The 13,024-nt window shown below is 58.0% G+C and carries 9 protein-coding genes; 5 read left to right on the top strand and 4 right to left on the bottom strand.

From position 1 onward, the window contains the following. The first annotated feature begins 149 nt into the window (after nucleotides 1-149). Nucleotides 150-2,372: a bifunctional 23S rRNA (guanine(2069)-N(7))-methyltransferase RlmK/23S rRNA (guanine(2445)-N(2))-methyltransferase RlmL gene (rlmKL, locus tag AU11_RS03695; protein WP_043318079.1), complete on the top strand. Its 2,223-nt coding sequence runs from the start codon at nucleotides 150-152 to the stop codon at nucleotides 2,370-2,372. A 29-nt stretch (nucleotides 2,373-2,401) separates the two neighbouring features. On the opposite strand, the gene AU11_RS03690 is transcribed toward rlmKL, so the two are convergent. After that, the gene (locus tag AU11_RS03690) at nucleotides 2,402-4,843 is read right to left on the bottom strand and encodes a bifunctional serine/threonine-protein kinase/formylglycine-generating enzyme family protein (protein ID WP_043316517.1); all 2,442 of its coding nucleotides are present in this window, start codon (nucleotides 4,841-4,843) and stop codon (nucleotides 2,402-2,404) included. Nucleotides 4,844-4,859: 16 nt separating this feature from the next. After that, nucleotides 4,860-5,879, bottom strand: a complete 1,020-nt coding sequence (locus tag AU11_RS03685) for a PP2C family serine/threonine-protein phosphatase (protein WP_043316514.1) — start codon at nucleotides 5,877-5,879, stop codon at nucleotides 4,860-4,862. Between the two features lie 375 nt (nucleotides 5,880-6,254). Here AU11_RS03685 and AU11_RS03680 point away from each other — a divergent pair, with 375 nt between their 5' ends. Both AU11_RS03680 and AU11_RS03675 read left to right on the top strand, forming a co-directional pair. After that, complete coding sequence (locus AU11_RS03680; protein WP_043316511.1) at nucleotides 6,255-7,142, top strand: FHA domain-containing protein; 888 nt, start codon at nucleotides 6,255-6,257, stop codon at nucleotides 7,140-7,142. Nucleotides 7,143-7,145: 3 nt separating this feature from the next. Next, nucleotides 7,146-7,400: a glutaredoxin family protein gene (locus AU11_RS03675; protein WP_043316510.1), complete on the top strand. Its 255-nt coding sequence runs from the start codon at nucleotides 7,146-7,148 to the stop codon at nucleotides 7,398-7,400. 62 nt (nucleotides 7,401-7,462) lie between these two features. On the opposite strand, the gene AU11_RS03670 is transcribed toward AU11_RS03675, so the two are convergent. Next, entirely contained in the window at nucleotides 7,463-9,472 is a 2,010-nt protein-coding gene (locus AU11_RS03670) for a transglycosylase SLT domain-containing protein (RefSeq protein ID WP_043316507.1), read from the bottom strand. Between the two features lie 161 nt (nucleotides 9,473-9,633). Here AU11_RS03670 and abc-f point away from each other — a divergent pair, with 161 nt between their 5' ends. Further along, nucleotides 9,634-11,538 (top strand): ribosomal protection-like ABC-F family protein, encoded by a 1,905-nt coding sequence (gene abc-f, locus AU11_RS03665; protein WP_197023752.1) that lies wholly within the window; start codon nucleotides 9,634-9,636, stop codon nucleotides 11,536-11,538. Between the two features lie 65 nt (nucleotides 11,539-11,603). On the opposite strand, the gene AU11_RS03660 is transcribed toward abc-f, so the two are convergent. Then, nucleotides 11,604-12,047 (bottom strand): universal stress protein, encoded by a 444-nt coding sequence (locus tag AU11_RS03660; RefSeq protein ID WP_043316503.1) that lies wholly within the window; start codon nucleotides 12,045-12,047, stop codon nucleotides 11,604-11,606. A 224-nt stretch (nucleotides 12,048-12,271) separates the two neighbouring features. Here AU11_RS03660 and AU11_RS03655 point away from each other — a divergent pair, with 224 nt between their 5' ends. After that, nucleotides 12,272-12,796 (top strand): hypothetical protein, encoded by a 525-nt coding sequence (locus AU11_RS03655; RefSeq protein ID WP_043316501.1) that lies wholly within the window; start codon nucleotides 12,272-12,274, stop codon nucleotides 12,794-12,796. Nucleotides 12,797-13,024 lie beyond the last annotated feature (228 nt).

Below are 13,024 nucleotides of genomic sequence, written 5' to 3'. Positions count from 1 at the left end.
AGCGGGCAGAACAGAATCTCCGATTGCGGTATGCTTGCGCCACGAATGCACCGCGTGGCCAGAATGGCCACGCCAATTCTGCCAGAATGGCATTGATTATCACCGCAGGGAAATCGACTGTGATTCTGCGGCCCTGTGAGGTTTATCCCTTGACTGAGAAGTACCAATTTACCGCCACTTGCCCGAAAGGCCTGGAAAATGTCCTTGCAGAGGAGCTGCGGCAGCTGGGTGCGACCGTTGAGAAAGAACAGCCGGCGGCAGTGCGGTTTGTGGGCGATCTTGCCATGGGCTACCGAGTCAATCTGTGGAGCCGTATTGCCAATCGGATACTGTTGAACCTGGGGCAGTCGCGGATTGAGGACGCGGAAGCCTTGTATCGCGCGGTGGCCGATGTGCCCTGGGAAGAGCACATCAGCCCGAATGGCGTGTTATGGGTCCAGTTTTCGGGGACCAATGGGCAAATTCGCAACAGTCAGTTTGGTGGGCAGAAAGCCAAGGATGCGATCGTTGACCGCTTGCGCAAGGTTACTGGTGCACGCCCGGATGTAGACAAGCGCGAACCGGACCTCTCCGTCATGTTGCGGTTACACCGTGATCTGCTGGAAATTGCCATCGACCTCAGCGGCGACAGCCTTCACCGTCGTGGCTACCGCACACATATTGGTGCCGCTCCACTCAAGGAAAACCTCGCCGCGGCTCTTCTATTGCGTGCCGGTTGGCCCAAAATTGCCGAGGAGGGCGGGGCCCTTCTGGACCCCATGTGCGGTTCCGGCACTTTTCTGGTGGAAGCGGCCCTGATGGCCGCCGATGTAGCGCCGGGTCTGCTGCGCGAGGTGTTCGGTTTCGAACGCTGGCTCAATCACCAGAGTGATATCTGGTTGTCCCTGCGCGAAGAGGCGTTGCAACGGCGCGCGGAGGGCCTGGCAAGAGCCCTGCCGGAAATCCGCGGTTACGATGCCGATGCCAAGGTTCTTTTTGCGGCTGAATCCAATATTGCGCGGGCAGGTCTGGACAAACATGTGCGAGTCAGCTGCCGGCCGGTCGCCGCATTCAAGGTGCCCAGTCACCGGGAAGTGACCCCCGGACTTGTGATTGTTAACCCCCCTTACGGTGAACGTCTTGGTGAGCAGGAGGCCCTGCGGGAAACCTATGCCGAACTGGGGCAGCAACTGAAGCGGGAGTTTGGCGGCTGGAAAGCGGCAATCTTTACCGGAAACCCGGAACTGTGTCATTCCACCGGTCTTCGTTCCCACAAACAGTACAAGCTGTTTAATGGCAGCATCCACAGTCAGTTGCTCCTGTTTGACGTACATGCGCAGACTGGGCGTGGGGCGGAAGGCCGCGCGCCACGCTTGTCCGAAGAGGCGCAGATGGTGGCCAACCGCCTGCAGAAAAACCTCCGTACGACGGGTAAGTGGGCGCACCGCAACGGAATTTCTTGTTATCGCCTTTACGATGCGGATCTGCCCGAGTATTCGGCAGCGATAGACGTTTATCAGTCTCTGCAAGGGGAGCACTTTGCGCACGTTCAGGAATATCGCGCACCGGCAAATATACCGGAACAGAAAGCGCGTGCTCGTCTGATGGATCTGGTGCGCGCGACCCGTCAGGTGCTGGATTTGGCCCCGGAAAATATCTCTATCAAAGAGCGCCGCCGCCATAGCCATAAAGACAGTGGCAGTCAGTACCAGAAGCAAACAAACCACAGGCGTGGTGGTCGTAAACGCGATGATCAGAACCCGGAAGGTGCGCGCACTTTCTGGGTGGAAGAGTACGGCGCGAGACTGGAAATCAATCTGTGGGATTATCTGGATACTGGCTTGTTTCTGGACCATCGCCCGGTGCGTCAATACCTGAGCAGGCTGTCCAGCGGCAAGCGGATATTGAACCTGTTCTGTTACACCGCAACCGCCACGGTACAGGCAGCTCTGGGTGGTTGCAGTGAAAGTACCAGTGTGGATTTATCTAAGACCTATCAGGCCTGGGGGCAGCGAAATTTCCGTGAAAATGGCTTGGACCCGTATCGCCATCAACTGGTTGAGGCCGATTGCCTTCAGTGGCTGAAGGCCGCCCAGGACAATCGGCGCGGGCATTACGATGTGGTTTTCCTCGACCCGCCAACCTTCTCGAATTCCGCAAAAATGCAGGGCATCCTGGATATCCAGAGGGACCACCCGGACCTGATTCGCCAGTGTATGGCGTTACTGAATAGCGGTGGTGTGTTGCTGTTTTCCAACAATCTGCGCAGCTTCAAGATGGATGAGAATATCCAGAGTGCGTTTGCGGTGGAAAACCTGTCAGCCAGATTGCTGGACAAGGATTTTCAACGCAATCCGAAGATCCACAACGTGTGGGAAATTCGCGCGCGTTGAGCTGCGCGATCTCATTTGTGTGGTAAAGCTTACAGCTCCATCACCAGGCGGAAACCGACTTCTTTGGAGCGGGCCTGTTCATTGAGGCCGGTGCGGTAATCGGAACTGATGTTACGCAGAGGTTCACGCATTGAGCCGCCACGTACTACCCGCAGGTCGCAGTTTTTCAGCTGAACCGGGCGCGCATCACTGCGGTGATTGGTGAAATCACCGAGGAAACAGTCTTGCACCCATTCACCAGCGTTACCTGCGGTATCGTAAAGTCCAAATTTATTTGCCTTGTAGTGACCAACGGGCGCGCTGGATATTGAAAACAGTGAATTGAATTCACTGGCACATCCACGGCGACAGTTGGCTTTACCCCGTGCGCTGCTGTCGCCCCACCAGTACAGGGCATCGCTGTTCGCGCGGGCGGCATATTCCCACTCGGCTTCACTGGCCAAGCGGTATTTCTGCCCCGTCTGTTCGCTCAGCCATTGCGCGTATTCCTGCGCTTCCTGCCAGCTGACGTTGATGACCGGGCGTGTACCGCGGCCCCACCCCTGGTCTCCGGGGAGGCCCTGCCCCGTGGCTTTTGCGAATCGGTCATAGTCGTTAAACGTGACTTCATGCACGCCGATTGCGTAGGGGCGGCGAATGGTAATTTTGTGTTCCGGGCTGGTGAACGGGCGGGCATTGTTGCCCATGGTAAAGGAGCCCGGTGACACCACCACCATTTCCGGCCCGTTTCCGCCATCCTTCAGCGGCGACTGAAAGGATTTGCCCGGGAAAAACTTGCGCTCGAGCTGCACGGCAAGATTGACATCGGCGCTGCTGATCTCGACCCAACGCCGCACAGTAACGTACCCGGGCTTGCTTACCTCCACATCATAGCGACCTGGCTCCAGGGCGATACCTGGAGAATATCGGGGGACGATATTCATGATCCGGATACGCGCATCCGCAGGGTTGGCGGAAACCATCAGCGCATAGGTGGCAATGACCTCTTCCTGTACTTCAGCGGCCGGTGGTGTGATCTCGGTATGTATTCCATCACCCGCACTGGTATCTGCATCGACGATAACGTGTGATCCCGAGTTTCCGTCGAGGCTTTCTGCTGTGGCGTGGTCTGAGTCAGAATTGCCTCCATCCAGTCCGGTAGCTGTGGTATCGCGAAGCACAGGACGAATCTGATCGGCTGCTGATCCGGTACCTGGCAGGGGTTGAGGCTGGGTTGGGCCCGGCAGGCTATTCACCGATGGCACCGGCTCGACGGATTTGGTGATGTTGGCTGGCAGCAGTACCTGCGATGTCATGTCCATCGCGTTATTCACCAGCCCGGACTCTGTTTGCCACTGAAACTTGTTGCTGAACAGACTGAACAGAATCCAGGCCAGGCAAAAGCTCACTCCGAGCATGCCCGCGAATAGCCAGGAGCGCTTTTTCTCCGGTGTGGCCTGTTGCATGACCTGTTGAATGCGCATGATGGTCTGCTGCTCAGCGCGTGGATTCTGCTGGTGCAACGGCTTGTCGCGCAGCCGGGCCCAGGTCGCTGACAGGCGGTCGGTCAAGGTGCCGTAGAGTGTCATTATCAGAGCGCGCAGCAGGCTGGAGACACGCACCGAAGTGTTGTTCAGCTTGGTGTTCGGCGCCGGAGTTTTGCCATCGAGCGCGGCCAGCAGCTGGTCGATGGTATCAACCACATCCAGGCCTCGCTGGAAGCGCTGCTCCGGGTCTTTGGCAAGAAAACGGTCGATCAACCCCTGGTACAGGGAGTGGCGTGCCGGCAAGCGCGGAATAGGATCGGTCAGGTGCTTGATGGCAATGGCGACCGCTTCTTCTGCCTGGTAGGGCACCGCGCTGGTCAGCATTTCATAAAATACCACACCCAGGCTGTAGAGGTCTGCGCGTCCATCAACCGCGGCACCGCGGGCCTGTTCGGGGCTCATATAGTGCGGCGTGCCCACAACCATACCGGTGTTGGTCATTCGCGTGGTGCGGGCCACCGCCCGTGCAACGCCAAAATCCGTGAGTACCGCGGAGCCGTCCTCGCGGAACAGGATATTTTCCGGTTTCAGGTCACGGTGCACATAGCCTTTTTTACTGGCGTGATCCAGGGCCATGGCGATCTGCCGGGTAATGTGCAGGGCTTCCAGGGGTTCGATGGCGCCCTTGGTCAGTGCGTCGGCCACGGACCCACCGGGCAGGTAATCCATCGCGATGTAGTTCAGGCTGCGGTAGCGGCCGATATCGTGGATGGCGACAATGTTGGGGTGGGAGAGCTGGCCAACGATATTGGCCTCGCGCTGAAAGCGCTCACTGAAAATCGGATCGGCATTCAAAACCGGCGACATGACCTTGAGGGCCACCTGGCGTCCCATGCTGCGCTGGGTCGCCAGATAAACAGTGGACATGCCCCCCTGATTGATTTTCTTCAGGATCTGGTAGCCGGGAATTTCCAGCGAGGCGATGCCGCTGCTGACTACTTCCATTCGCACCCATTCCTTATTATCCGATCAGCAGCTGCCAGGCCGCGTAAACACTTAGCGAAAAAATTATCGCAAGTGTAGTGATTCTGCGGATCAGTGTGCCCCGTGCAAAACGAAATTTATCGGACACAGGTGGCTGCTGGGATGTGCGGAAGTTCCGGTTTTCGAATGTCGGCTGACCATTTTTGTCAGAGCTGTGCGCATTTTCGCCGGCTTCACCTTCAGCATCGTTGTTGGGAGCGCTGATGACCTGCACGGTGATATTGTCGCGACCACCGGCATCCAGTGCCGCAGCAATGAGTAATTCACTGGCGCGCTGGTTATTGGGGTTTTCGGTGAGTACCTGGCAGATTTCCGCGGCGCTCACGTCGTTGCTTAATCCATCGCTGCACAACAAAAGTTTTTGCCCGCTGCCCCAGGAAAAAGAGGCGCGGTCGATCTCGAGGCTCGGGTTTGCAGAGCCGCCGATACAGCGTGTAATGACGTGTCGATTGGGGTGGTTCGCCGCTTCTTCCTGATTGATCGCGCCGGAATCAACAAGCATCTGTACATAGGAGTGGTCCACGGTGAGCTGCTTCAGTGAACCGTGGGGTGAGCGGGTATTATCAGAGGCGGTTGGTTCCTCGCCATGACTCTCTGGCGGGGTCCACAGGTAGGCTCGGCTGTCGCCTACCCAGTAGATATGGAAATAGGCTCCATCTTCCGCAACCACAACGGCGGTAGTGCCCATGGCGGTAGCGCTTCCCTCGTCGCCGGCGAGTAAGGCGTGTGCGCGACGCAGAGCCTGCTCGTAATGGCGATCAGTAGCTGAGGATCGTTGAATCTCTTCGACAACGGTCTGGCTGGCAATTTCCCCAGCCTGATGGCCGCCGAGGCCATCGGCCACCACCCAGACTCCGCGGGTCTCGTCACCCCAGAACGCGTCCTCGTTCTGTTCACGGCGATATCCGGTGTGGGTCGCGCCGGCACTGCGCGTGGTTGCGCGGACGGCGGGTTGGCTCACACCACTGGGGTGTTCCCGTAGGTTGGCTTCACTCACTGGTATGCAACTACCTGTTACCTGTCGTTATTGTCGAAAGCGCCAAACTTGTGGTTTGCCTCTTTCCGCCCCTGAAATCCGTGGGGTGGGGTTCCTTGAGGTAAATCGCGCTTCCATACTAGAGCCTGAGGGCATTGTAAGCTGCAAACGGAATCACAGGCCAATGAAATTGGCCGTGATAAACTGCCGGCGATATTTTCAGACACGCTGAATTTGAAAAATGACCGCCACAGGCCCCAGGCTGGCGGTAATTTGGTGCATCGACACTCGGAGTCACCGGTCTTGCAGTCTCTGCTCAGAGCTGAGCCCCCGTGTCGATCAATGTGATTGGTTAAAAATTGTACGCTTTTTGGCGTCTTCAAGGAAGCCCAAACCATGTTGAAATTGTGTGACGTGAAAGACGCCAGCCAGAGTGTGTGGCTGGTAGCGCCCAAGGTCACCATTGGGCGGGGAAGTCAGTGTGACCTGACACTGGCTGACCCGTCTGTCGCCAAGCTGCACGCTGAGATTCTGGTGGACGGCGAAGAGCTGGAATTGCGCAATCTCTCTGGTGGCGGGCAGGTGACCGTCAATGGTAAACCGGTGGAGAGCAGTTGTGCGGTGTGCCGGAATGACCGGATCCAGCTGGGCAACAGCAATCTCGCCGTGGTAGATCCGAAGGTTACCCGCGTGAAGAGCGCCGGCAACGCGGCCAATGTTTCCTGGGCGCTGCGTGCCAACCATCCCGCCATTGTGGGGCGGGTATTCCCTGTGCGGGAAACCAGTGTGGTCGGGCGCTCCGACGAATGTGACCTCACCTTTGCCATGTCCCATCTGTCCCGCCGACATGCGCGCCTCGAGGTACGCGAAGGCCTGTTATTCGTGGTGGACCTCGGGTCCGCCAATGGCACCTTTCTGAATAACCAGCGCATAACGGAGTCGCGGGTGCGCCGCGGTGATGAACTGCGATTTGACAGTCTCAGCTTCAGTGTTGTGGGTCCGGCGGACGATCTGGACAAGACCACGGTGCGCCAGGCTGTTGCCATGCCGGAAGCGACGCGTCAGAGCGCGACGCTGGATCAGGCAATGCAGCGTGGGCGGCAGGGGGAGCATCGGGGGCTGGTGAGGGAAATTACCGGCAGCGGCGGGGTTTCTCCGGGGCACGCCGGCGGTTCGCAATCGGCTACCGCCGGAGGCATCAGCGGGTGGATCTGGCTGGGTGTGTTGTTGTCCTGTGCCGGTATCGCCGGTTTTATGTGGGCAAAGGGTCAGGGGTTGGTGTAGTCCGTGGAACAACGGGATCTGCTTCTCTACACCACACTGGGCTGCAGCCTGTGTGAAAAAGCCAAGGTGGAAATCTGGCCGCTGCTGGAAAAATATCAGTTGCGGCTCCGCCCGGTGGATATCGCCGATGACGAGACCTTGAGTCGGCTTTTTGGCTGGAGCATTCCGGTGGTTGGACTAGGCGCGACCGACGATGTTCTATGCTGGCCGTTTACCGCTGAAGAGCTGGATGTCTGGCTGGCCGAAAGGCGCGAGTGATCTATCCTCCCCGAACGCTTCTCGGCTAATTTTCTGCATCGGTGCCCGATTGCGGCACTGCTTCACCACTTGGATTCCGCCTCATTCTTGTTGAGCAGGGGAGCTTTGCTGCCACTGCGGTAGGCATAAATTACCGAGTAAGAGAGCACGTTCTGCACATACTTGCGGGTTTCACTGTAGGGAATGGTCTCGATCCATACGTCAAACGGCAGCTGTTTATTGGTGTCTTTCAGCCAGCGCGATACTCGCGTCGGGCCGGCGTTGTAGGCGGCGGCGGCAAGGAAGCGATTGTTGTCAAAGCGGTTCAGTAGCGAGTTCAGATAGTAAGCACCCAGGTTGATATTGGTGCTGGGATTCAGCAGGTCCCAGCTACGTCGGTAGGGAACGCCAGCCTTGCGCGCGGTCGCCTGTGCGGTGGACGGCAGTAGTTGCATCAGGCCCATGGCGCCGGCGTGAGACTTTGCATCGTGACTGAAGTGGCTTTCCTGGCGGGCAACGGCGAGTACCAGATAGTCGTTGAGTGCGGTTTTTTTGCCCATACGTTTGGCTACATCACTGACGATGTCGGAAAACGCCAGCGGAAAACGCAGTTCAAGATCGTCCAGATAATCCGCGGCGAGAATTGACTGGATGGACTTGTGGTACCAGCCCCAGGTGCTGGCAATCTTGCCTGCGGTCATCAACTCTTCGGTGGTCATCGGATCCGTGGCATAGTCCCACTCCCGCCGCGCATGGTAAAACTCACCGATGGCCTGCAATTCACGGGCGCGCTGCATGCCGGGGCGCGCTGCTACTTCATTCACCAGTTTAGGTGTGATCGGCGCCGGGCGATCCACAAAGCTGTAGTCGGTTCCAATGGTATCGGAGGCGAGAAAGCCATAGTAACTGCGTTCCGTCGCGGCCTGCTGGTAAAGCTTCTTCGCCAGCGCCTGGCGCGCCGGGTCTTTCTTATTGGCGTTCGCCAGCTGCTCTTCAATGGCGCGGGCTTTCCAGTACAACCAGCGGTCCAGCTTCTGATCCTCCGCCGGTAGCTGGTCAATCCAGAATTCAATCTGTGCCCAGTCCATTTCTCGGAGTGACTGGCGGATCAGCCATTCGGAGGTGCGCAGGTCGTAAAAGCCCGGATTGTTTTCGATCAGCGCTTCCAGCCCTTTTTTGTCGTCCTGACGGGCGAAGCGCAAGGCGAGATACTGCAGGTAATCGTCGCGCTCTTCGTCGCTGAACAGGTAGCTTGCGCTGTATCGGTCCCACGCCTGGCTGGCTTTGGGGGCGTCCTTGACGGCCAGTCGCCGAAGGCCAATGTTGACGATGTCGCGGTACTCCGGTTCGTCACGGATAAACTTTTTGTATTCGAGGATCTGTTCGGGTTTACGGTACACCGTTCGCATCAGTTCTGCCCGGGCGGCACCGGTTTTATCCAGCTGACGGGCGATATAGGCAGCCAGGTCCAGGTTGCCCGACTGCACCGCGAGGGTATGGCGCTTCCAGGTGCGGGCTGGCGTGAGTCCGCCGTCTTTCATCCATCGCGCGAAAGCCGGGTCACACTCTTTTGGCTGTGATGCGCCCACGGTCCAAAGCTCCGCGATCAGGTCGTACGCCTGCTGCTTGTCGCCATAGCGGGACAGCGCGTCGACGTAATAGCAGCGCAGCTGGGTGCGGCGAACTTTTTCCGGGTCATAGTATTTCAGGTACGCCTTGAAGCGGTCGCGGCCGCCCAGTTCGCGGAGTACTCGTATCCGCATCCAGTCACCGAGCGCGGTGCCCTCATACTTCTCCAGGAACGCATCGATATCGTCATACGGCAGGCGAGGAAGGCGTTTGCTGAGCTCCCAGTATTCGATATAGGGCAGCAGAGGATAGTCTTTCAGCTCTTTCTTGAGCGCGTTCAAGCGGCGCTGGTCATTGTTGGCAATGGCAAGGCGTGCCTGTTGCAGCTTTTCCCGCTGTGCGACGGCGGCCTTGGCTTCCGCGGTATCTGCTGCCCGCGCAGAGGCCGGGCAGGCCAGTAGAACGGCAACCGTGATGGTGAGGCTGGTAAAGAGAGTGGCGAATCCCTTGCTGCCAATCGACATACTGAAAACCCGATTGAGAAATCGCTTATTCGATGGGATGAAGAATAATGCGTAAAATGCCCTTTTTACACGGACGCTGACACAAACTGGGTGGAGCGGTCATCCTGACTTTCCCGTTTCCGATTTGTTTGAACGTCTCAAAGACATTGTAGTGGTTAATTATGTTGCTTCAGTTGGATGGCGTCGGATTGCGCTATGGCGTGCAGGTTCTGGCGGATGGTGTGAGCGCCAAGGTGGATCGCGGTGACCGGATTTGTCTGGTGGGCCGCAATGGCGAGGGTAAATCGAGCCTGCTTAGCCTGATCGGCGGCAAGGGCGACCCGGATGAGGGCGAGATCATTCGCCAGACCGGGATGGTACTCGCCACACTGGAGCAGGCGCTGCCGGAGGATTGCGATCAGTCCGTTTACCGTTACGTTGCCGAGGGCCTGGGCGATGTTGGCGCCTGGCTCGCCGAATATCGCGACAGTCAGAACCCCGATCTGCAGGCAAAGATCGAAAATGCGCACGGCTGGGAACTGCTGGCAAAAATAGACAGCGTGCTGGACCGGCTGGATCTGGATGAGGGTGCGCTGGTGCAGGATCTTTCCGGAGGCTGGCAGCGCCGCGCCGCGCTCGCGCGGGCACTGGTGACGGAGCCGGATCTGCTGATTCTCGATGAGCCGACCAACCATCTGGATATCGCCGCCGTAGAGTGGTTGGAAGATTTCTTGTCCAGCTACCGCGGGGCGCTGCTGTTTGTCAGCCATGACCGCGCTCTGGCCCAGCGGCTCGCCAATACCGTGTGGGATCTGGATCGCGGTATTTTGCGGGTGTTCAACTGCCCGTTTGACCGCTATCAGCAGGAAAAAGAGAAACAGCTGGAGGAAGAGGCGCGCAATGACGCCCTGTTCGACAAAAAGCTGGCCCAGGAAGAGGCCTGGATCCGGCAGGGCATCAAGGCCCGCCGCACCCGCAATGAGGGACGTGTACGTGCACTGAAGGCCCTGCGCAATGAGCGCAAGGCTCGCCGTGATCGGCAGGGCGTAGCGAAAATGTCTCTGGATTCTGGCGAAAAGTCGGGCAAGCTGGTGGCGGAGATGAAAAACGTCACCTTCGGTTTTGGAGGCGAGAATGCTGGGGAGCAGGGCGACGAGGCACCGCTAATCCGCAATCTGAATTTCACCCTGATGCGCGGCGACAAAGTGGGTCTGATCGGCCCCAATGGTGTCGGCAAAAGTACGTTGATCAAGCTGTTGCTCGGGGATCTCAAGCCTCAACAGGGCAGTATCCGCCTCGGCACCAAGCAACAGGTGGCGTATTTTGATCAGCGTCGCGATGTGCTCAACCCCGATCTCAGCGTGGTGGACAATATCGCTGAGGGCCGTGAAAACATCCAGGTCGGTGGCAGCAGCAAGCATGTCATGGGGTACCTTGCCGACTTCCTGTTTACCGGCGTCAAGGCCCGTACCAAGGTGGGCGCCCTGAGTGGTGGAGAGCGCAACCGAGCACTGCTTGCCAAGCTGTTCAGCCAGCCGGCCAATATTCTTGTGCTGGACGAGCCGACCAATGACCTGGACGTGGAGACGCTGGAGTTATTGGAACAGTTGCTGCTGGATTTCTCCGGGACCGTACTGTTGGTGAGCCACGACCGTGCATTTCTCGACAATGTGGTGGAAAGTTGCCTCGCATTCGAGGGCAATGGCGTGGTGCGGGAGTATGTCGGCGGCTATGAAGACTTTGTTCGGCAGGGCGGCAAGTTTCTCAGTGCTGAAGAGCAGTTGAAGGCGCGCAAACAGGCTGCGGAAAATGAAAAGACGCCAGTGGTCGCCCCCTCCATCGACGCAAATAAGCCGGCAGTAAAACCGAAAAAGCTCAGCTACAAACTGCAGCGGGAGCTGGATGCGTTGCCAGCACAGATTGAAAAGCTGGAAAGTGAGATCGCCGCGATGGAGGCGGAAGTCGGTGCGCCGGACTTTTATCAGCAAGACAGTGGTGTGGTGCAGGCGCGCTTACAGGTACTGACGGATTTGCAGGCAGCGCTGGAAGAAGCGTTTGAACGGTGGGCAGAGCTGGATAGCATGTAACCCTTTGATGGTTCACCTTTCCAGGGCGGGTACGTCAGTACCCGCCCTGGAGCCTGTCCGCTCGATTAGTCACTCGGTGGGTGAACCCGTACTGCCAGGACGTCGCAGCCAGCTCCGTGCAATACACCGTTTGCGGTAGATCCCAGCAGCAACGCCAGGCCGTGGCGCCCATGGCTGCCAATCACAATCAGATCGCAGCCGCTTTCCTCCGCCAGGCGGTGAATTTCCGTGGCCGGTTGCCCGAGCACCACGTACTGACGCTCCGCGGGAATATTCAGGCCCTGCGAGGCCTTGCGCAACTGTTCTTTTGCCTGGTTTTGCAGCTGTTCCTGCACTTCAGACAGGTCCATAGGAATGTCGCCGCCGTAAGCGAAAGTCAGTGGCTCGATAATGTGCGCAAGGCTCATTTGCGCGCCGGAACAGGCGGCAATATCGCTCGCGCGCGCCAATACCTGGGAAGATTCCACCGATAGGTCCAGTCCTACCAGAATGTTCTTATAGCCTGACATGGGCTCCTCTCAATCTCCGTTGGTAGTTCACATATCTCATGCGTGAATGTGCGGCAAACGGGTAACAAAATCCGGGCGCCGATGCCTTCACTCAGTCTACTTTAAAAAAACAGACTTGACACAACCGCCCCGTTGCAGAGAAAAATGCGCGCCTCAATTGGGTGTCTCTGCTTTTGGGAGACGCTTTACTGCGCAAATTGCGACCTCTAGACAGGAATACCATCATGGCCAGCTGGGTACCCATCGTAGTCATCATATTCGCCGTAGTGCTGGTGATTGGCCCGGTTATGTGGCTGAAGCCCAGCAGTCGCGATCGTAAGCTTGCTGAATTACGTCACAAGGCTGCCAGTGCCGGTTTGAAAGTGCAAATGCAGACCCTGCCCGCCGCGATAGGAGAGGGCACTGCGGCGACCTACTTTTCCCAGTGGCGTAACCCGCGTCGGCTGAACACCGGGTGGGTGCTGGAAATGCAGCGTATGTCTCACGAAATGCATTTCGAGGGGACATGGGACTGGCGCAAGGGGCGCGCCGCCCCGGAAGCGGCGCAGCCACCGCTGAGGGAGTTGATTTCGATGCTGCCGAGCGATGTCACCGCGATATTTGCCAATGACAGCGGCCTCGGTGTGCAATGGCGGGAGCGCACCGGTGACGTCGGATTCGCAAAAATTCAGCAAGCGCTGGCCGTCCAGCGGCCGGTAATAGAAGAAGCAATAAGACAGCCCACACGCAGCGAGTCGGGTGAGGTTTGAACAGACCCCTGCGAGAGGTGAAACTGGCCGCCAGGCAGATCTGGGCTACTGTTTTAACCGGTTGAACCATCCCCGCAATCGTCGGTCACAGGCGTCAATATGAGTCAGGAATTGGTAACCAATTTGACTCTGATTTTGCCGATTTGCTTGACCACACTGGGGGCGGAGCATATATATTCGCGCAGCGCACCGCCCAATCGGATTCTGGTGCCGGGTGCGTGAGCAGTA

This window comes from Microbulbifer sp. HZ11 (assembly GCF_000708675.1).
Taxonomy (GTDB): domain Bacteria; phylum Pseudomonadota; class Gammaproteobacteria; order Pseudomonadales; family Cellvibrionaceae; genus Microbulbifer.
The sequence above is the reverse complement of the archived record's forward strand: the minus strand, read 5'-3'. Positions and strand labels throughout refer to the sequence as shown.